This window comes from Aliiroseovarius pelagivivens (assembly GCF_900302485.1).
Classification (GTDB): domain Bacteria; phylum Pseudomonadota; class Alphaproteobacteria; order Rhodobacterales; family Rhodobacteraceae; genus Aliiroseovarius; species Aliiroseovarius pelagivivens.
Genome location: NZ_OMOI01000001.1, coordinates 552,342 through 571,396 on the forward strand (window position 1 = coordinate 552,342; position 19,055 = coordinate 571,396).

Annotated in this window: 20 protein-coding genes and 2 tRNA genes; 10 read left to right on the forward strand and 12 right to left on the reverse strand. The window is 58.4% G+C overall.

Annotation, left to right across the window (positions count from 1 at the left end; all coding sequences use genetic code 11):
- Positions 1-60: 60 nt before the first annotated feature.
- The gene (locus ALP8811_RS02675; protein WP_108855638.1) at positions 61-534 is read left to right on the forward strand and encodes a YHS domain-containing (seleno)protein; all 474 of its coding nucleotides are present in this window, start codon (positions 61-63) and stop codon (positions 532-534) included.
- Positions 535-740: 206 nt separating this feature from the next.
- On the forward strand, positions 741-1,193 hold the full coding sequence (locus tag ALP8811_RS02680) for a CoA-binding protein (RefSeq protein ID WP_108855639.1): 453 nt from the start codon (positions 741-743) through the stop codon (positions 1,191-1,193).
- A 64-nt stretch (positions 1,194-1,257) separates the two neighbouring features.
- Here ALP8811_RS02680 and ALP8811_RS02685 read toward each other — a convergent pair whose 3' ends face one another.
- From ALP8811_RS02685 to hisA, 3 genes are read right to left on the reverse strand one after another with little or no spacing between them, the layout of a single operon-like run.
- Positions 1,258-1,572, reverse strand: a complete 315-nt coding sequence (locus ALP8811_RS02685) for a phosphoribosyl-ATP diphosphatase (RefSeq protein WP_108855640.1) — start codon at positions 1,570-1,572, stop codon at positions 1,258-1,260.
- Positions 1,569-2,366 carry an imidazole glycerol phosphate synthase subunit HisF gene (gene hisF / locus ALP8811_RS02690; RefSeq protein ID WP_108855641.1) on the reverse strand — a complete coding sequence of 266 codons (798 nt, stop codon included), beginning with the start codon at positions 2,364-2,366 and terminating at the stop codon, positions 1,569-1,571. Before hisF ends, ALP8811_RS02685 begins: the two co-directional genes overlap by 4 nt.
- 3 nt (positions 2,367-2,369) lie before the next feature.
- Positions 2,370-3,092: a 1-(5-phosphoribosyl)-5-[(5-phosphoribosylamino)methylideneamino]imidazole-4-carboxamide isomerase gene (gene hisA / locus ALP8811_RS02695; RefSeq protein WP_108855642.1), complete on the reverse strand. Its 723-nt coding sequence runs from the start codon at positions 3,090-3,092 to the stop codon at positions 2,370-2,372.
- A gap of 140 nt (positions 3,093-3,232) precedes the next feature.
- On the opposite strand from hisA, the gene ALP8811_RS02700 reads away from it, so the two are divergent.
- The gene (locus ALP8811_RS02700) at positions 3,233-3,616 is read left to right on the forward strand and encodes a DUF2147 domain-containing protein (protein ID WP_108855643.1); all 384 of its coding nucleotides are present in this window, start codon (positions 3,233-3,235) and stop codon (positions 3,614-3,616) included.
- A gap of 66 nt (positions 3,617-3,682) precedes the next feature.
- On the opposite strand, the gene hisH is transcribed toward ALP8811_RS02700, so the two are convergent.
- From hisH to ALP8811_RS02720, 4 genes are all read right to left on the reverse strand, one after another.
- The gene (gene hisH / locus ALP8811_RS02705; protein WP_108855644.1) at positions 3,683-4,321 is read right to left on the reverse strand and encodes an imidazole glycerol phosphate synthase subunit HisH; all 639 of its coding nucleotides are present in this window, start codon (positions 4,319-4,321) and stop codon (positions 3,683-3,685) included.
- A gap of 24 nt (positions 4,322-4,345) precedes the next feature.
- Entirely contained in the window at positions 4,346-4,933 is a 588-nt protein-coding gene (gene hisB / locus ALP8811_RS02710) for an imidazoleglycerol-phosphate dehydratase HisB (RefSeq protein ID WP_108855645.1), read from the reverse strand.
- A gap of 144 nt (positions 4,934-5,077) precedes the next feature.
- Positions 5,078-5,749, reverse strand: a complete 672-nt coding sequence (locus ALP8811_RS02715) for a hypothetical protein (protein ID WP_146183978.1) — start codon at positions 5,747-5,749, stop codon at positions 5,078-5,080.
- A gap of 173 nt (positions 5,750-5,922) precedes the next feature.
- On the reverse strand, positions 5,923-6,852 hold the full coding sequence (locus tag ALP8811_RS02720) for a LysR family transcriptional regulator (RefSeq protein WP_146183979.1): 930 nt from the start codon (positions 6,850-6,852) through the stop codon (positions 5,923-5,925).
- Between the two features lie 180 nt (positions 6,853-7,032).
- Between ALP8811_RS02720 and ALP8811_RS02725 the strand changes: the two genes are divergently transcribed.
- Positions 7,033-7,395, forward strand: a complete 363-nt coding sequence (locus tag ALP8811_RS02725; protein ID WP_108855648.1) for a helix-turn-helix domain-containing protein — start codon at positions 7,033-7,035, stop codon at positions 7,393-7,395.
- A gap of 167 nt (positions 7,396-7,562) precedes the next feature.
- Here the strand turns inward: ALP8811_RS02725 and ALP8811_RS02730 are convergent.
- From ALP8811_RS02730 to tldD, 5 genes are all read right to left on the reverse strand, one after another.
- Positions 7,563-7,637 (reverse strand) — tRNA-Gly (locus tag ALP8811_RS02730).
- Positions 7,638-7,681: 44 nt separating this feature from the next.
- A tRNA-Gly gene (locus ALP8811_RS02735) sits at positions 7,682-7,756 on the reverse strand.
- Positions 7,757-8,345: 589 nt separating this feature from the next.
- Positions 8,346-11,786: a pyruvate carboxylase gene (locus ALP8811_RS02740; protein ID WP_108855649.1), complete on the reverse strand. Its 3,441-nt coding sequence runs from the start codon at positions 11,784-11,786 to the stop codon at positions 8,346-8,348.
- Between the two features lie 135 nt (positions 11,787-11,921).
- Positions 11,922-13,103 (reverse strand): DNA-processing protein DprA, encoded by a 1,182-nt coding sequence (dprA, locus tag ALP8811_RS02745; protein ID WP_108855650.1) that lies wholly within the window; start codon positions 13,101-13,103, stop codon positions 11,922-11,924.
- 109 nt (positions 13,104-13,212) lie between these two features.
- Positions 13,213-14,637: a metalloprotease TldD gene (gene tldD, locus ALP8811_RS02750; protein WP_108855651.1), complete on the reverse strand. Its 1,425-nt coding sequence runs from the start codon at positions 14,635-14,637 to the stop codon at positions 13,213-13,215.
- Between the two features lie 205 nt (positions 14,638-14,842).
- Here tldD and coxB point away from each other — a divergent pair, with 205 nt between their 5' ends.
- The 6 genes from coxB (at position 14,843) to ALP8811_RS02775 (ending at position 19,041) form a co-directional block, all read left to right on the forward strand.
- Positions 14,843-15,703, forward strand: coding sequence for a cytochrome c oxidase subunit II (coxB, locus tag ALP8811_RS02755; protein WP_108857401.1), 861 nt, complete (start codon positions 14,843-14,845; stop codon positions 15,701-15,703).
- An 89-nt stretch (positions 15,704-15,792) separates the two neighbouring features.
- Positions 15,793-16,737 (forward strand): heme o synthase, encoded by a 945-nt coding sequence (gene cyoE, locus ALP8811_RS02760; protein ID WP_108855652.1) that lies wholly within the window; start codon positions 15,793-15,795, stop codon positions 16,735-16,737.
- A complete protein-coding gene (locus tag ALP8811_RS16300) occupies positions 16,737-16,898 on the forward strand; it encodes a cytochrome c oxidase system small membrane protein (RefSeq protein WP_181363675.1) in 162 nt (53 codons plus the stop codon). Before cyoE ends, ALP8811_RS16300 begins: the two co-directional genes overlap by 1 nt.
- Positions 16,895-17,470 (forward strand): cytochrome c oxidase assembly protein, encoded by a 576-nt coding sequence (locus ALP8811_RS02765; protein ID WP_108855653.1) that lies wholly within the window; start codon positions 16,895-16,897, stop codon positions 17,468-17,470. Before ALP8811_RS16300 ends, ALP8811_RS02765 begins: the two co-directional genes overlap by 4 nt.
- 27 nt (positions 17,471-17,497) lie before the next feature.
- Positions 17,498-18,298: a cytochrome c oxidase subunit 3 gene (locus ALP8811_RS02770; protein ID WP_108855654.1), complete on the forward strand. Its 801-nt coding sequence runs from the start codon at positions 17,498-17,500 to the stop codon at positions 18,296-18,298.
- A 74-nt stretch (positions 18,299-18,372) separates the two neighbouring features.
- The gene (locus ALP8811_RS02775) at positions 18,373-19,041 is read left to right on the forward strand and encodes an SURF1 family protein (RefSeq protein WP_108855655.1); all 669 of its coding nucleotides are present in this window, start codon (positions 18,373-18,375) and stop codon (positions 19,039-19,041) included.
- Positions 19,042-19,055: the final 14 nt, after the last annotated feature.

The window sequence follows — 19,055 nt, forward strand, 5'->3', positions numbered from 1 at the left end:
TGGGGCTGTAATATCGGATTGGACAGCGCAGATTAGGGACAACCGAAAAAGGAGGTCCCAATGTCGAAACTGTCCCTATGCCGCCGCCACGTTCTGTCCGGTCTGATTGCTTTGCCCGTTGGGGCGACGCTTCTGACGCGTCCGGCTTTTGCCGCCAACCCACCTGTCTATGCCGAAGATGGCATCGCTTGGGATGGGCATGACCCCGTCGCCTATTTCACCAAAGGCGCGCCAACGCCGGGAATGGCCGAGTTTTCCTTGGACCATGACGGCGCAACGGTGCTGTTTTCCAGTGCCGAGACTCGTGACATGTTCGCAGCCGATCCCGCGAAATACGCCCCGCAGTTCGGCGGGTATTGCGCCTATGCGGCCAGCAAGGGCTATATCGCGCCCACGGTGCCCGAAGCTTGGACCGTCTATGACGACAAGCTCTACCTGAATTTCAGCCTGCGCGCCCGCGAGCTGTGGTCGCAGGACATCCCCGGCAACATCGCCAAAGGGAATGCGAACTGGCCGGGCATTCTTGAAGGCTGATCCAGGATGGGCGGTTCACAAGTGTTTTACCACCCCTTCCAATTCCGCCCTGCCATCATATCTGTTTAACAGAGGCCAGACTGTGGAACGTCTGGAACCTCATTCACTGTCCCTCGTTCCACCAACTGCGCCCGAGGCATACTCCCCTCGGGCGCTTTTTCTTTTACGGTCTTGGAATGGGCGTACCCGGTGCTTAGTTGGGGGGGATGACCCAGACAGATATCGACACCCGCCTTCACAATATCCTGACATCCACCCGCATGATCGGCCTTGTCGGCCTGTCGCACAAACCCGATCGCGCCAGCAATCGCGTGGCCGGGTTTCTGACTGCGAAGGGCTATCGCGTGATTGGCGTTAACCCCGGATTGGCCGGGCAAGAGATGTTTGGTGAGACCGTAGTGGCGTCCATTGCCGATCTGCCCGACGAAACCGATATGATCGACCTGTTCCGCCGGTCCGAGGCTATTGAGCCTCTTGTGGACGAGGCACTGGCGCATTTGCCGAACCTGCGCACCGTCTGGATGCAGCTGGAGATCTTCAACGCCGCCGCACGGGCGAAAGCCGAAGCGCGTGGGGTCGAGGTGGTCGAGGATCGCTGCCCCGCGATCGAGTATCCGCGCCTGATTGGGACGGACGCGCTGGCGGAATTGGTAGGGTAAGGGGCGTTGCCCCTCTGCGCTACGCGCATTCACCCCAGGATATTTTTGGCAAGAAAATAAGAGCTTACGGCTGGCGAGCCGCTTTTTCTGCGATGCCCGAGGTGCCTTCACGGCGTTCAAGCTCGGCCAGAACGTCCTCCAGCGCCACGTCGCGCGCAGCGAGCATGACGAGCAGGTGATAGAGCACGTCTGCGGCCTCGGCGGTCAGGTTTTCGCGGTCGTTTTTGGCGGCGGCGATGATGGCTTCGATCGCCTCTTCCCCGAATTTCTCGGCGCATTTCTCCGGACCTTTGGCCAGCAGTTTGGCGGTCCAGCTGCTGTCGGGGTCAGCGGATTTGCGCGCCTCGATCGTGGCGGCGAGTTTGGTCAGGATGCTCATGTCAGCCTCATCGGAATGCCAGCGGCGGCCATGTGTTCCTTGGCCTCGCGGATGGTGTAGTCGCCAAAGTGGAAGATGGATGCGGCCAGCACGGCGCTTGCCCCGCCTTCGGTCACGCCTTCGACTAGGTGGTCCAGATTGCCAACCCCGCCCGACGCGATTACCGGCACATGCACGGCGTCCGAAATGGCGCGGGTCAGCGGCAGGTTAAAGCCTGCGCGGGTGCCGTCGCGGTCCATCGAGGTCAACAGGATTTCACCCGCACCCTTTTGTTCCATCAACTTAGCGAATTCGACTGCGTCGATTGGGGTGCCGTCTGCATCCAATGCAGGTTTGCGCCCGCCATGGGTGAAGATGCCCCATTTGTTGGGCTTTCCATCCGCATCATGGCCTATGGTCTTGGCGTCGATGGCGACCACGATGCACTGGCTGCCAAAACGATCTGCAGCACGTGCGATCACGTCGGGATCGGCAACAGCGGCCGAATTGAAGCTGACCTTGTCGGCGCCGGCCAAAAGCAGATCCCGCACGTCTTCGGGGCTGCGCACACCTCCGCCGATGGTCAGCGGCATGAAGCACTGTTCGGCTGTGCGGGTGGCCAAATCATACATGGTGCCGCGGTTTTCATGGGTCGCTTTGATGTCGAGGAAGCACAGTTCGTCGGCCCCGGCAGCGTCATAGGCGCGTGCCTGTTCCACCGGGTCGCCCGCGTCGATCAGATCGACGAAGTTGACGCCTTTCACCGTGCGGCCCTCGGCCACGTCGAGACAGGGGATGATGCGAGTTTTCAGCATGTATCAGCCTTTCAGGACGTCCAACGCCTCTTTCAAATCAATCGCGCCATCATACAGCGCGCGGCCCGAGATGGCGCCGTTCAGGGACGCGCCGCAGGATTTCAATGTGCGCAGGTCGTCCAGCGAGCTTACGCCGCCCGATGCGATGACGGGGATCGAGACTGCGCGGGCCAGTTCGGCGGTGGCCTCGGTGTTCGGGCCTTGCATCGCGCCGTCGCGGTTGATGTCGGTATAGATGATGGCGCAGACGCCTGCGTCCTCGAACGACTTGGCAAGGTCGGTGACCATGACGTCGGTTTCCTCGGCCCAGCCTTTGGTGGCGACGCGCCCGTCGCGTGCGTCGATGCCTACGGCGACTTTGCCCGGGAAAGCACGGGCGGCTTCGCGGACCAGATCGGGGTTTTCGACGGCGACTGTGCCAAGGATCACGCGGGACAGGCCCTTTTCGATCCAGCCTTCGATGGTGGCCATGTCGCGGATGCCGCCGCCCAACTGGGCAGGCACGTCGATCGCGCCAAGGATCGCCTCGACTGCGGCGCCGTTTACCGGCTCGCCTGCGAAAGCACCATTCAGGTCGACAAGGTGGATCCACTCGCAGCCTGCGTCCTGAAACGCCCGCGCCTGAGCTGCCGGATCATCGTTGAACACGGTGGCTTCTTCCATCTCGCCGCGCAGCAAGCGTACGCATTGGCCGTCTTTCAGGTCGATGGCAGGATAGAGGATCATGGCAGGCGCTCCGTTAGCATGTCGATTGCGGTGCTTTTTACATGGACAAGGGGGAAAGCCAAGCGCGACCTCCCGTGACGTCATACTTGCCACAGCACCGTCGGGGGCGGCAGGATAACCGGCAAAACAGGGAGGTAACTATGAAACGAGTGATTGCGGCAGCGGCGCTTGCGGTGGGTCTGGCCGGGCCTGCCATGGCTGAACCGGTGCTGGGTGTGTGGAAAACGCAAGTGGACGATGGTGCCTATGCACATGTCACCTTCTCGCAATGCGGGGCCGCTTTGTGCGGCGTGATTTCTAAAGCCTTTGATGCAAGCGGAGAGATCAGTACGCCCAATATCGGGAAGCAATTGGTTTGGGATATGCAAGCCAATGGCAACGGCAAGTATTCGGGTGGCAAAATCTGGCAGCCGTCGACGGACAAGGTCTATAAGTCGAAGATGACGCTGTCGGGATCGACGTTGAAAGTAGCGGGCTGTGTGGGGCCGATCTGCAAGAAGCAGACATGGTCGCGTGTGCAGTGACGCGCTGACGATTTTCGGAACCAGTACTCCATAAGCAAAGGGCGCCCGATGAGGCGCCCTTTTCGTTTACGGTGTCCAGGTCAGGAAATTGGCGATCATCCGAAGCCCTGCGTCCTGGCTTTTTTCCGGGTGGAATTGCATGCCGATCATGTTGTCTCGTCCGACAATGGCGGTGATGTCGCCAGCATAATCGCAATGGGCCAGACGTTCAGCAGCGTTATCCACGACGAAGTGATACGAGTGCACGAAATAGGCGTGATCGCCGGTCGTCACACCATCAAGGACCGGGTGATCGCTGTCGATCACCAGATCGTTCCAGCCCATATGCGGCACTTTCAGCGCCGGGTCAGCCGGGGTGATTTTCCGCACGTGGCCCTTGATCCAGTCAAATCCGTCCGTGTCCTGATATTCGTGGCTAACCGTGGCCAGCATCTGCATACCGACGCAGATCCCCATGAAGGGGCGGCCCTGACGGATTACAGCCTCTTCCAGCGCTTCATAGATGCCGCGATGGTCGGAAAGCTGTTGGCGGCAGGCTGGGAAAGCTCCGTCGCCGGGCAGGACGATCCGGTCAGCGCGGGCAACATCCTCGGGCTTGGTTGATACGATCACGTCGCCTGCATTCGTCTCGGCTGCCATGCGTTGAAACGCTTTTTCGGCCGAGTGCAGGTTGCCGCTGTCATAGTCGATGATCACGGTCAGCATATCAGTCTCCGGGTCGGGTGTGCTTTACAGCGCGCCCTTGGTCGAGGGGATGGCGTCCGCTTTGCGTGGATCGGTTTCGACGGCCACGCGAAGGGCGCGTGCCACAGCCTTGAACGCGGCTTCGGCCACGTGGTGGGCATTGAAGCCGTGAATCTGGTCGATGTGCAGCGTGATGCCGCCGTGGGTCGCCAGCGCTTGGAAGAACTCGCGCACCAGCTCGGTGTCGAAGTTGCCGATCTTGGGGGCAGCGAAATCCACATTCCAGATCAGGAAGGGGCGGGCAGACAGATCCAGCGCCGCACGTACCTGCGCGTCATCCATTGGCAGGTGGCATTCGCCATAGCGACGGATGCCCTTCTTGTCGCCAAGTGCTTCAACCAGCGCCTGCCCAATGGCAATCCCGGTGTCTTCGACCGTGTGATGGTCGTCGATATGCAGATCCCCTTCGGCGCGGATCGTCATGTCGATCAGCGAGTGGCGCGACAACTGGTCCAGCATGTGGTCGAAGAAACCCACACCGGTCTGGTTGTCATACTGGCCGGTCCCGTCGAGGTTCAGCTCGACCGAGATCGCGGTCTCAGCGGTTTTGCGAGTGATCGTAGCGCGCCGCATGGGAAATCCTTCTTTTGCTTGCGCCCCTTATAGGGGCGGAGGACGTCGGCGAAAAGACGGCAAACTCAACGAAACGGCGCGCTGTGGTCTAAGCGCCCCAAATCCGTTTTGGTGCTACGGACGGGAAACCCCGTCCGCGCGGGATTACGCGGCCTGAGACATCACGAACTCGCGCGGGCAGATTTCCATCAGGAAGTTCAGGTCTTCGCGGGACATATACGTCAAGAAACCACGAATCACCGTATTCAGCTCGCGCGTGTGAAGTTCCAGCGCGCCGGGTTCGCAATGCATGTAACCCTCGCGCTCGGCGAGCCCCCGGAAGGCATGATGTTGGGCCATGAAACCAAACACATGATCGGGGGACCAGCGCAGCAGGCTTGTTGCCAAGGCGAACCGGGCCAGAATCCCGGGAAGCCCTGTTCCGCGATACCTTTCGCTGCTTTCGACCCAAAGATCTCCGTGATAGCAAATTCTCCCGGTGATCCGCTTTGCGCCTGGACCCGCGCGATACATGCTGCGGCTCATGTCCAGAGTGTACCCCGGTGGTGCAAACCGTTGAAAATTCTCGCTAAGATAGTCCGAAAGGTACATATCAGACATATCGATCATGCGCATTGCCTGCGAGTGCATCATCTTGCCCTCGCTGTCCCAACCAGCGATCCAGAACCCGTTGTCCTCGGTCAGCTTTTGGACCTCTGGATCAAACGCCAATCCCAGCGGAAGATTGGTCCGGTGTTCGGCAATGTAACTTGCATAAAGATCGAAATCTGTCCCGATTTCGATCATCACCCCTTTGTCAGTGATAATATCTAGCATGCGTGTAACGTACTGCGCGCCGGCGAAAGTGTCGTGAATGGTCATCGGAACCTCTTATCTCGTGGTCATGACCAAGTTTCGCGCAGTCGCCGCGATTTGTCGAATGAACGCGCCGCGGTTGAAAATTGTCAACAATATGGCGCGAAATAGACACAGGTACCAAAAAGTTGGTTTTAGAATGGTGGTTTTACATCCATTTGCAGTTCCGCTGGCATCGCAAGCCGCATGTCCTCGGGCAATTCCAGAATTTGAACATTCAACGTGCGATCAATGAGCGTCGCCAATGCCAGATCACCGTCGGCATATCTGCACGCCATCACAAGGCGGTGGTACGAGCTTGGCGTCGGGATCCCATCTGACCCATACGGCATATGTGTATGAATGTGGTCAAGACGCACGCTTCGGGTGTTGGCCACATCATCGAAGGATTGCGTCAGCAGATAGCTGTACCCTTTGTCGGACGGCAAATTGACGGCACTGCGACCAACGGCAGACCTGTATTTTTCCCACCCAAACCACGTCGCGAAGGACGATTTCTCGCCCACTTCAGTACAAATCCAATCACCGTTTTGCTGATTGTATCTGAACACCATCAAATAAGGACGCAACTTGGCGAAACTTGGGCTTTCCAGTTCTCCTTGGGACTGAGCCCAGCAGTGAAACCCAAACTTCAAAAGTTCGGATGAGTTGTCCCAAAGAGAGGTCAGAGGATGTTGTTGCAAGAAGTAAGGGATCTTGCCGTCCTGCAACGCCAGATAGTGCAGGCCGTGAACGTGTCTACTTTCGCTGTTTAGCCATGCCTCGCCCCGCGCCAGAAGTTCCTCTGCTTCTTTAAGAGCGTTCTCTCCGGTTTCGGTCAGCTTGTATTGTCTGTTGTCGAACGAGAAGAGCGGATTTCCCATATATTCTTCGAGATGGTCAATGTGTCGGCGGACTGTTTGACGCGTGCTTCCAAGGCTTTTGACCGTCTTGGAAAGGTTCAACGTTTGCGCCAATGAGGCGAAAGACCTCAGCATCTCATAGAGCAGTGCAGGTGCATCACGATGGGTCATCTCTGCTCCCTTGATTGTAAACGCATTGTGCACGTAGGCGAAACACTTCACCCAACCTGCTGAACGGAGGATCTGAAAAACCCTTTAAAAAAAGGCTCTATTCAGACTTGGTAACATAAATCATCCATCATGCAATCAAAAATGTTACATGAATGTTTATCCCTCACCAATTGGGTTTCATATCGTTTGGTGCCATTCTCCCTTAGCGGGAAACAATTATGTGGTGAAAAAATGGTACATCCGGTAGATGTTCATGTGGGAAAGAAAATTCGCGAAGTGCGCCTGCTGCGGGGCATGACGCAAGTTAACGTAGCCGAAAAACTGGGCCTGTCGTTCCAGCAGCTGCAAAAGTACGAAACCGGCTATAACCGGGTGTCGGCCAGCAAGATGTTCGAGATTTCGCAATTGCTTGATGTTGAACCGGCCTATTTTTTCGAAGGCCTGCCGCGCTCTGGTATGCCCGAGCGCGAAGCACTGGATGAGCGGACAGCCAAGGCCGCACAGGCTCTGTCCTCGATCGCGGATGACAAGATCCGTGCACAGATCCAGTCGATGATTCACGAACTTGCCGGGCGCCAGTCTCTGAGCGCCTGAACCCATAGTCTTCTGAGGGGAAGGATAAATGGGGATAAGGGGATGCGCATTGCGCGTCCCCTTACTTTTTGCCGGACGTCATATTTGAGATAAGTGACGCGCGCGCAAACAGACGCGCCGAATGCGGCGGCGCGTGTATATCTATCAATTTTGGGATCTGGTCCATTTGGAGCGGGCGAGGCGATTCGAACGCCCGACCCTAACCTTGGCAAGGTTATGCTCTACCCCTGAGCTACGCCCGCTTCCTATGGCAGTGTCTGGTGGGTGACCAGACTGGGTAACCGATTGGAGCGGGCGAGGCGATTCGAACGCCCGACCCTAACCTTGGCAAGGTTATGCTCTACCCCTGAGCTACGCCCGCTTCCTTCGGTGAGCCGTGAGATATGAAATACGGGCGCTGGCCGCAAGGGGAAAAGCGAGAAATTTCAGGTTTTTTTCTGTTGGGAACCGCGTTGTGCAGGGGGGCGTCACAGCAGACACAAACAATTGACCTAAAAAATGCCTGATTCGTACCTATATTATTGTGATGAAAGAGTGTGGGGCTCTGAATCATCCTGGGGAGGGTGGGGTTTTGGAACTAGAATCATGCAACTATCAAAAAGTGGTTACGGAGCGTGAGCGCCGCGAAGCGCTGCATCTGAAACGGTGTGAATGCTGTGGCGTGACGTCTGCAGAGCTGGCTGCTCGGGGTGAAAGCCTTGAGGTGTGTGGTGATGAATATATGGCGCGTTTGGGGGGTGGAGGGCGTGTACTGACAGCGATCGCTCTTTGTCCTACCTGTCACGACGCAAACCACCGGGATGCGCATAACCACCACAATCATTGCCAGGTTAAGGCGCGGCAAAGTCGTGAGAGTGAGTTTTAAGCCGGGCTTAGGCCAATGTTTTGTGTCGCTGAATGAAAAACGGCCGCCTTTAAGGCGGCCGTTTTCGTTTTCCTGATTGTGGCTGTTACTCTAGTTCTACCAGCAGGTCTTTTGCATCAATCTGACCGCCTGCTTGAATGTGCAAAGCCGTTACCACCGCGTCGCGTTCGGCGTGGATGCCGGTTTCCATCTTCATCGCCTCGATGGTCAGAAGCAGATCGCCTTCGTGTACCTGCTGCCCTGCTGTTACAGCGACAGATGCCACTACGCCGGGCATCGGAGCGCCCACATGGTTGTGGTTGCCGTCTTCGGCCTTGGGGCGCGCCTCGGTTGCGGATTTAACCAAACGGTTCGGCACACGGATCGTGCGCGGTTGGCCGTTCAATTCAAAGAACACCTTCACTTCGCCATTCTCATCGGTTTCACCCAATGCTTGCATGCGGATTTCCAGTGTCTTGCCGGGATCAATCTCGGCCGAGATCTCTTCGCCCGGCTCCATGCCATAGAAGAAGGTCTTGGTTGGCAGAGTGCGCACTGGACCGTACTGACGGTGGCGTCCCATGTAGTCGAGGAAGACCTTAGGGTACATCAGGTATCCATTCAGATCTTCATCATCGACCTTGAAGCCTTCCAGCTCTTTCGACAGCTCGGCGCGTTTGGCCTCAAGGTCGACTGGTTCCAGATGTTTGCCGGGGCGTTCCACATTTGGTTTCTCGTCCTTCAGCACCTTCTGGATGATCGACTTCGGGAAACCGCCCGGAGGCTGGCCCAAATTGCCGCGCATCATGTCGACCACCGAATCCGGGAAGGCCACATCGGTCTTGGGATCCTCGACCTCGTCACGGGTCAGGCCTTGGCTGACCATCATCAGGGCCATGTCGCCCACCACTTTGGACGAGGGTGTCACCTTCACGATGTCCCCGAACATCTTGTTCACATCCGCATAGCTTTGCGCCACGTCCGGCCACTTCTCTTCCAGACCCAACGAACGCGCCTGCGCCTTCAGGTTGGTGAACTGGCCGCCGGGCATTTCGTGCAGATAAACCTCTGACGCCGGTGCTTCCAGCCCGCTTTCAAACGCAGCGTATTGATGGCGCACACCTTCCCAATAGTTCGAGATCTCGCGGATCGCGCCGATATCCAGCCCGGTGTCGCGGTCGGTGTTGCGAAGGGCCTCGACCACCGACCCCAAACAGGCTTGCGACGTCCCGCCCGAGAACGCATCCATCGCCGCATCCACGGCATCCACGCCCGCATCTGATGCGGCCAGAATCGTCGCGCCTGCGATGCCCGAAGTGTCATGTGTGTGGAAGTGGATCGGCAGCCCGACCTCTTCTTTCAGCGCCTTGATCAGTACGCGTGCGGCGGCCGGTTTCAACAGGCCTGCCATGTCTTTCAGACCCAGAACGTGAGCGCCAGCGGCCTCGAGCTCTTTCGCCATGCCGACATAGTACTTCAGGTCATATTTCGACCGATCCGGGTTCAGGATGTCGCCGGTATAGCAAACTGTGCCCTCGCAGACCTTGCCTGCGTCGACCACGGCATCCATCGCGACGCGCATGTTTTCCACCCAGTTGAGAGAATCGAACACGCGGAACACATCGACGCCGGAAACGGCTGCCTGACGCACAAATTCCTGCACCACATTGTCAGGATAGTTGGTGTAGCCCACCCCGTTCGAGGCGCGCAGCAGCATTTGCGTCATCACATTGGGCATCGTGTTGCGCAGATCACGTAGGCGCTGCCACGGGCATTCCTGCAAGAAACGGTACGCCACGTCGAAGGTCGCGCCACCCCAGCATTCGACGCTGAACAGGCTTGGCAAATTCGCCGCATAGGCTGGTGCCACCTTAATCATGTCGATCGAGCGCATGCGGGTCGCCAGCAGCGACTGGTGTCCGTCACGCATGGTGGTGTCGGTGATCAGAAGCTGTTTCTGCGCTTTCATCCAATCGGCAACGGCCTGCGGGCCTTCGGCTTCAAGCAGCGTGCGGGTGCCGGGGGCGGGTACAGCGCGCAAAGCGGGGGGCTTTGGCGTTTTCAGATCCTCGGCAGGGGCAGGGCGGCCTTCGGTCTCGGGGTGACCGTTCACGGTGATGTCCGCGATATAGGTCAGCACCTTGGTGCCGCGGTCGCGACGCTTCGAGAACTTGAACAGATCCGGCGTCTCGTCGATGAACGTGGTCGTGTATTGATTGTTCAGGAAGGTCGGATGCTTCAGCAGGTTTTCGACGAACGCGATGTTGGTCGACACGCCGCGTACGCGGAACTCGCGCAGTGCGCGGTCCATGCGGGCAATCGCTTTCTCGGGCGTCTGCGCCCAAGCCGTGACCTTGGTGAGAAGTGAATCGTAGTAGCGCGTGATCACTCCGCCCGCATAAGCCGTGCCGCCGTCCAGACGGATCCCCATTCCCGTGGCCGAGCGATAGGCGGTGATGCGGCCGTAATCCGGGATGAAGTTGTTTTGCGGGTCTTCCGTGGTCACGCGGGTTTGAAGCGCATGGCCATTGAGACGGATGTCATACTGGCTGGCTTTGCCGGTGGCCTCGGCCAGCGACTTGCCCTCGGCGATCAGGATCTGTGCCTGCACGATGTCGATGCCGGTGACTTCTTCGGTAACGGTGTGCTCAACCTGAACACGCGGGTTTACTTCGATGAAGTAGAACTTGCCCGTTTCCATATCCATCAGGAATTCGACCGTACCCGCACATTCATAGTTCACGTGGCTACAGATTTTGCGACCAAGTTCGCAGAGTTCCTCACGCTGCGCTTCGCTTAGATACGGTGCGGGCGCGCGTTCCACGACTTTCTGGTTGCGGCGCTGGACCGAGCAGTCGCGTTCGTAAAGGTGATAGATATTGCCGTGACTGTCGCCCAGGATCTGAACCTCGACGTGGCGGGCGCGGGTGATCATCTTTTCCAGATAGCCCTCGCCGTTGCCGAAGGCAGCTTCAGCCTCGCGGCGGCCTTCCAGCACCTTTTCCTCGACTTCGTCTTCACTGAAGATCGGGCGCATGCCACGGCCACCACCGCCCCAGCTGGCTTTCAGCATCAAGGGATAGCCGGTTTTGGCGGCTTCTTCCTTGATAGCGGCCATGTCGTCGCCCAGCACTTCAGTGGCCGGGATGACAGGTACGCCAGCCTCAATCGCAACCTTCCGTGCCGAGGCTTTGTCGCCAAGTGCGCGCATTGTTTCGGCCTTGGGGCCGATGAAGGTGATACCATTCGCTGCGCAGGCATCGACGAAATCTGGGTTCTCAGAGAGAAGGCCATAACCGGGATGGATCGCGTCGGCGCCGCATTCCTTGGCAACTCGGATGATCTCGTCAATCGACAAATAGGCGGCCACCGGGCCCATGCCTTCACCGATCCGGTAGGCTTCGTCCGCTTTAAACCGGTGCAGGCCCAGTTTGTCTTCTTCGGCATAGACCGCGACGGTCTTTTTGCCCATTTCGTTGGCCGCCCGCATCACGCGGATCGCAATCTCGCCGCGATTGGCGATCAGGATTTTCTGAAAGTCGCGCATCAGTGTTCCCCTTGTCCCGTATTTGGAATTGCAGGAGTCGTAGGGCGCGCTGCATCGCGGCGCAACAGTTTTTGTAACGATTGGGCAAGGTTTAGCGCTAAATTGGTAAAAAGATATTACCAATCATGCCACAGATCACGAGGGCTTCGAAAGAAGCCCCCCTGCTTGGCGGGTGATGCGCCCTTCAAGCTCAAGATTCACCAGTTCCGGCAGAATCTGTTTCGAGCCCAGACCATGTGAGTGACCAATATCGCGGATCAACTGATCCTCGGCCAAGGGGCAAGATCCCAGTCTGGACAGGATCTGACCATGCAATTCGGCGGTTTCCGCCAATGTCCTTTTGTCGCGAGTTCCAACCAATTCTGTGGTCGCAGAAGCGTCATTTGCGCGCGTTTTCGCGTCAGAAATAGCCGAAGATGTCGCCGGACCGATGGCTTCAATCACATCTGCCGCGTTGCGTACCAATGCGGCTCCATCCCGGATCAGCATGTTGCAGCCATAGGCACGGGCATCGAAAGGATGCCCCGGCACTGCCAGCACATCTCGCCCCTGATCCAGAGCGTTGCGTGCGGTCAGAAGCGATCCAGATTTTGCGGCAGCTTCGACGACCACCACTGCGCGCGCCAGACCCGAGATCAACCTGTTGCGACGCGGAAAATGCCGTGCCTGCGGGGTAACGCCGGGTGGGATTTCCGAGATGCGCAGACCGCCACGGGCGATGTCTTCGGCCAAGTCGGTGTTTTCTTTCGGATAGATGACGTCGACCCCTCCGGCCATCACCGCGATGGTATTGCTGGCTTTCAGGGCGGCTTCATGAGCGACCGTGTCGATCCCACGTGCAAGGCCTGAAATGATGGTGAATCCGGCCTCGCCCAGTTCATTTGCCAACTTGCGGGCCATTCGCGTCCCAATGGACGAAGCGTTGCGCGCGCCGATCAGCGCGACGATGGGTTTATGCAGAAGGGTTGTGTCCCCCATCGCCCAGAAAAACGGAGGCGGGTCGGATATTTCGGACAATAGCGCCGGATAGGCTTCACTGCCCCAGCAGATCATCTTGGCGCCCGCCATCTGCGCGCGATGATATTCGTCTTCGGCCACTTGTTCAGGGCAGAGTGCATAGTCTTTCACGCCAGCCGCTGCTGCAACGTCGGGCAGGGCCTGCAGCGCGGCCTCAGCCGTGCCATGTTCGCCCAGAAGTCTGAAAAAGGTCGATACGCCCACACGGCGCGAACGCAAAAGACGGATCCACGCCAGAGCCTCGTCCGCTGTCCTGGGTGAGGGAATGGGGTGAAGAGGTTGGAAAAGGTCCTTGGTCATGCGTGATTCCGTCTTTTACCGGATCAGCTTGCCGTAAGAATGGTTAATGACGGGTGAATCACATCGAATTGCGCGATCCACCACGTAATTCAGGCGGCTTTGGTGGATGCTACGCAGCCGAGCCCCCAACCGTCAGGCCGCCGATCAACAGCGATGGCTGGCCCACGCCAACAGGCACAGACTGACCCGCTTTGCCGCAGGTGCCAACGCCCGGATCCAGCGCCATGTCATTCCCAATCGCGCGAATTTGCTTCATCGCCTGTGGGCCGTCCCCAATCAGCGTGGCGCCTTTAACCGGCGCACCGACTTTACCGCCTTCGACGCGGTAGGCTTCGGTGCAGGAGAACACGAACTTTCCGTTGGTGATGTCCACTTGGCCACCACCGAATCCAACGGCATAGATGCCGTCTTTCAGCTCTCCCAACACTTCTTCCGGGGTGGCGTTGCCGCCTTCCATGATGGTGTTTGTCATGCGCGGCATCGGGGCATGGGCATAGCTTTGGCGACGCCCATTCCCCGTAGGGGCGACCCCCATCAGGCGTGCGTTTTGGCGGTCTTGCATATAGCCGACAAGCACGCCGTCCTCGATCAACACAGCACGGCCCGAAGGGGTGCCCTCGTCATCCACGGTGATCGACCCGCGCCGGTCGGGCAGGGTGCCATCATCGACGACTGTCACGCCCTTTGCAGCCACTTGCTGGCCGACAAGGCCCGAGAAGGCCGAGGTACCCTTGCGGTTAAAGTCACCTTCAAGCCCATGGCCCACGGCCTCGTGTAGCAGGATACCCGGCCAGCCATTGCCCAGAACTACATCCATCATGCCCGCAGGCGCGGGCACCGCGTCTAGGTTTACCAACGCAATTCGCAGCGCCTCGCGCGCGGTGCTTTGCCAGTGTTGCGGGTCCATCAAACCAGTTAGTCCCGCACGTCCACCACCACCCGAAGAGCCGCTTTCCCGCCGCCCATCTTTTTCTACGATGACCGACACATTCAGGCGTGTCATGGGGCGCGTGTCCGACACCAACTGACCATCGGGGCGCAGGATGTGCACCTCTTGCAGGCTGGCCGCGATGGTCGCCGAGACTTGCACCACCCGTGAATCGAGGTCGCGGGTAAACGCATCAATCTCACGCAGGGTTTCGACCTTCAAGCCAAACCCCGCATCTGCCATCGGGTCGGCATCTGTATAGAGCTTTCGGTTGGTGCGGGCAGGGGCGTCCGCCCATGTGCCCCCACCGTCACCGACGGCCAAAGCCACGGTCGAGGCCGCTCGTTTCAGAGCAGCTTCGCTGATCTCGGTCGAGTGGGCGTATCCGGTCGTTTCGCCTTTTACAGCGCGCAGACCGAACCCCTCGGAAGCATCATAGCTGGCATTGCGCAGGCGTCCGTCATCGAACACCAGCGCCTCGGACCGCATCCGCTCGAGAAAAAGCTCGCCATCATCAGCACCATGGGTGGTTTGGGCCAGAATCTTCTGTGCCTCATCCTGAGCGATCAGGGTCTCGAACGGGCGAAAGGGGGAGGTGTCGGTCATGAGGGGCCTTTAGTTTGCGCTAAACGCGACGTTGTTCGTTAACTTGCGAAGGTTTTTCCTTGTTCCCAGCTTTCTAATATGGTTTCACACCAATGAGAAACAAGGGATTCCCGTGCCCGTGCGCGGGAGAGGCATGAGCGCGCTGCAGCCTGAACCGGAAATCACCGGTGCCGGGCCGCGCCGCACAGGGAAGAGAAAGACGATTATGATGCGTTTCAGCAGCCTTTTCGCCACTGCAACAGCAATGATGACGGCGGGTGTCGCCACAGCTCAGGAAAATCTTGAGGTGATCGGTAAACCGGTACAAGGCGGCACAGGCTTCCAGCCAGCCGTGACCAGCGTTGCCGAAGCGGCCCAAGGGCTTGATGCTATGATCAATGTGATCATCTTCGGGATTACGATCTTCGTAACTGCTTTGCTGGCCTACGTTATCGTGCGCCACAACCGTCGCGCCAACCCCGAGCCCGCGACCTTCTCGCACCACACGCCGATTGAAATCGCATGGACCCTGATCCCCGTCGTGATCCTGGTCTTCATCGGGGCCTTCTCGCTGCCGGTTCTGTTCCAGCAGCAGGTCATTCCCAAGGGTGACGTTGTGATCAAGGTCACTGGTTATCAGTGGTACTGGGGCTATGAGTATCCCGAGCACGAATTCGGTTTCGACAGCTTCCTGCTGGATAAATCGGCTCTGGAAGAGCACGGATACGATCAGAGCGATTACCTGCTGGCCACCGACACCGCAGTTGTCGTGCCCACCGGCAAGAAAGTTGTGATGCAGGTAACCGCCGCCGACGTGATCCACTCGTGGACCATCCCGGCCTTTGGTGTGAAGCAGGACGCTGTTCCCGGTCGTCTGGCCGAGCTGTGGTTCGAAGTCGAGCCCGGCAAGGAAGGCATCTATTTCGGCCAGTGTTCGGAACTGTGCGGCAAAGACCACGCCTATATGCCGATCACTGTGAAAGCCGTGACCGAGGCCGAGTATGAAGCTTGGCTGAAAGGCGCGATCGAGGAATATGCAGGCGACGCGACCACCTTACCTGCCATTCAGGTCGCATCGGCCAACTGATCATGCGGAAGGGGTAACCCCTTCCCACAGACCGCCCTTCCGGGGGCGGTTTCTTGCAAAAAAGACCCTAGCCAGAGCGCCATAAAAACATGACTGACGCCAGCATCCAATCCACCAAGACCGAAACCGGCGAAGCCGGGTTTGGCGACTATTTCGCGCTGCTGAAACCGCGTGTGATGTCGCTGGTGGTGTTCACGGCCCTTGTCGGGCTGCTGGTCGCGCCGGTTGGCGTGAACCCAGTGGTTGGATTGGCCTCGATCCTGTTCATCGCCGTAGGTGGTGGTGCTTCGGGCGCTTTGAACATGTGGTGGGACGCTGACATCGACCGCAAGATGAAGCGCACGCTGACCCGCCCGATCCCGTCGGGCAAAGTCGAAGAAGGCGAGGCGTTTGCCATCGGCATCACCCTGTCGGTCATGGCCGTCGTAATGTTGGGGCTGGCCTCGAACATGATGGCCGCAGCCTTGCTGGCCTTCACCATTTTCTTCTATGTCGTGATCTACACGATGTGGCTAAAGCGCTGGACCCCGCAGAACATCGTGATCGGTGGCGCGGCGGGCGCGTTCCCTCCGATGATCGGTTGGGCTGTCGCCACGGGCGGGATCTCGATCGAAAGCGTCCTGATGTTTGCTCTGACTTTCGCATGGACGCCGCCCCATTTCTGGGCGCTGGCGCTGTTCACCAAGGGTGATTATGCCAACGCTGGCGTGCCGATGCTGACCGTGACCCACGGCCGTAAAGCAACCCGCGCGCACATCCTTGGCTATACCTTTGCGCTGGCTGCCGTAGCTATCGCGCTTGGCCTGACCTCGGTTGGTGGCCCCACCTATATGGTGATCGCGCTGGTTCTGAACGCTATGTTCATCAAAGGTGCGTGGGACGTGTTCCGCCGCACCGATGCAAACAGCGACGCGGACAGTCACAAGGCCGAACGCGGTCTATTCAAACTGTCGCTGGCGTACCTGTTCCTGCACTATGGCGCGTTGCTGGTTGAAGCTTCGTTGAAACCCTTCGGACTGGGGGGCTGGGGCTGATGGCGATCAAAGCAGAACATGAAATGCACAAGCGCCGGTTCAGCCGCAATGTCGGTCTGGGCATCGTGTTGGTGGGTTTTGTCGCCCTTGTTTACGGCTTGACCGTGGCGAAAGTGAGCGAACTGTATCAGCCGGAAACTGCGACGGAGGCCAGCCAATGAGCCTTTCGCAGCACCAGATGACGGCAGCCAAGATGGTCGGCGTTGTGATCCTGATGGGATCGCTCAGCTGGGCGTCGGTTCCGTTCTATGACTGGTTCTGCCGGGTTACTGGCTTTGGCGGTGTCACGGGTGTGGCCGCGAAAGCGTCCGACGTGGTGCTGGACCGCAAGGTGCTGGTCCGCTTCGACGCATCGAAAGAACGCGGCATGCCGTGGGATTTCAAACCCGTCCAGCGCGAGATGGAAATTCGTCTGGGTGAAACCGGGTTGGCCTTCTATGAGGCTTACAACCCGACAGACCGCCCGGTCGCCGGCACTGCCAGCTATAACGTCGCCCCGTTCTCGGCTGGCGGCTTTTTCACCAAGATTGACTGCTTCTGCTTTGAACAGCAGGTGCTGCAACCCGGAGAACGCGTGACCATGCCGGTCACCTTCTACGTGGACCCCGAAATTATCGAGGATGACGAGGGCAAATACGTGAATGCGATCACGTTGTCCTACACATTCCACGAAACCGAATTGCCGGAAGAGGTCGCTTCGCTTGAGGCACCCCAGACGGTTGTGCAAAACTGACGCCAGAAGAACAGGGACTAGACGCTTATGGCACATGCAAAGAACCACGATTTTCACATTCTGCCGCCTTCGGTAAACCCGTTTCTGGGTGCTGTAGCTGGCTTCGTCATGCTGTTTGGCGCTGTTCAATGGATGGCCAATGGCACGCCTTGGCTGTTCTTCGCCGGCCTGGCTGGCGTTCTCTATGTCATGTTCGCCTGGTGGTCGGACGTTGTGCATGAAGGCGAAACCGGTGACCACACTTCGGTCGTGAAAATCGGTCTGCGCTATGGCGTTATCCTGTTCATCATGTCCGAAGTCATGTTCTTCGTCGCGTGGTTCTGGAGCTTCTTCAAGCACGCCATGTACCCGATGACGGAAGGCTCGCCCGCGATCGACGGTGTTTGGCCGCCGGTTGGCATCGAAACCTTCGACCCGTGGCATCTGCCGCTGATCAACACGCTGATCCTGCTGCTGTCGGGCTGTGCCGTGACCTGGGCGCACCACGCAATTGCACATGAAAACAACCGCAAAGACCTTGTTTGGGGTCTGACCTTGGCGGTGATCCTGGGCGTGATCTTCACCATCTTCCAGGCCTACGAATACAGCCACGCTGCCTTTGACTTCTCGGGCAACATCTATGGCGCCAACTTCTTCATGGCCACTGGCTTCCACGGTTTCCACGTGATCGTCGGTACCATCTTCCTGTTCATCTGCCTTCTGCGCGCGATGAAGGGTCACTTCACTCCGGAAAGCCACGTCGGCTTCGAAGCCGCCGCTTGGTACTGGCACTTCGTTGACGTTGTATGGCTGTTCCTGTTCGCCGCTGTTTACATCTGGGGCGGTTGAACCTGACCTGCGATTAGTCCTAATCAAGGGCGCGAGGGGAAACTCTCGCGCCTTTCTCTTTTCGGATCTCTGTCATGCGCCAAGCTATCACGATCATCCTTAGCCTTGCGGTCCTGACCCTGTTTGTCGGGCTGGGCACTTGGCAGGTGCAGCGTCTGCAATGGAAAGAGGGCGTGCTGGCCAATATCGACGCCCGTATCGCGGCCGACCCGGTGTCCCTGCCGGATACGCCAGACAAGGCCCAAGACACCTATCTTCCGGTTATTGTCAGTGGCAGTTTTGGCGAAGGTACGCTGCGCGTGCTGGTGTCCACCAAACAGGCCGGAGCAGGGTATCGTTTGATTTCACCTTTTCTGACCGAGCAGGGCGCGATCCTGATCGACAGGGGCTTCATCCGTGTGGCAGACGAGATGCCGCCGGTGCCTGAAGGCCCGGTCCAGATTGAGGGCAACCTGCACTGGCCTGCTGACCGGCTTAGCTCGACCCCGGAAAACGATGTGGCAGGCAATACATGGTTTGCCCGTGACCTTGACCAAATGGCGGAAGTGCTGGGCACCCAACCGATCTTTATCATCACCCGCCATATGACCCCACCCGAGCCGCGTGTGCTTCCACTTCCCGTCACCTCGGACGGGGTTCCGAACCGACACCTTGAATACGCAGGCACATGGTTTTTGTTGGCCCTGACATGGTCGATGATGACACTTACTCTGCTTTGGCGTAAGAAACGCCGAAACACCTGAAGGACTCACTTCCG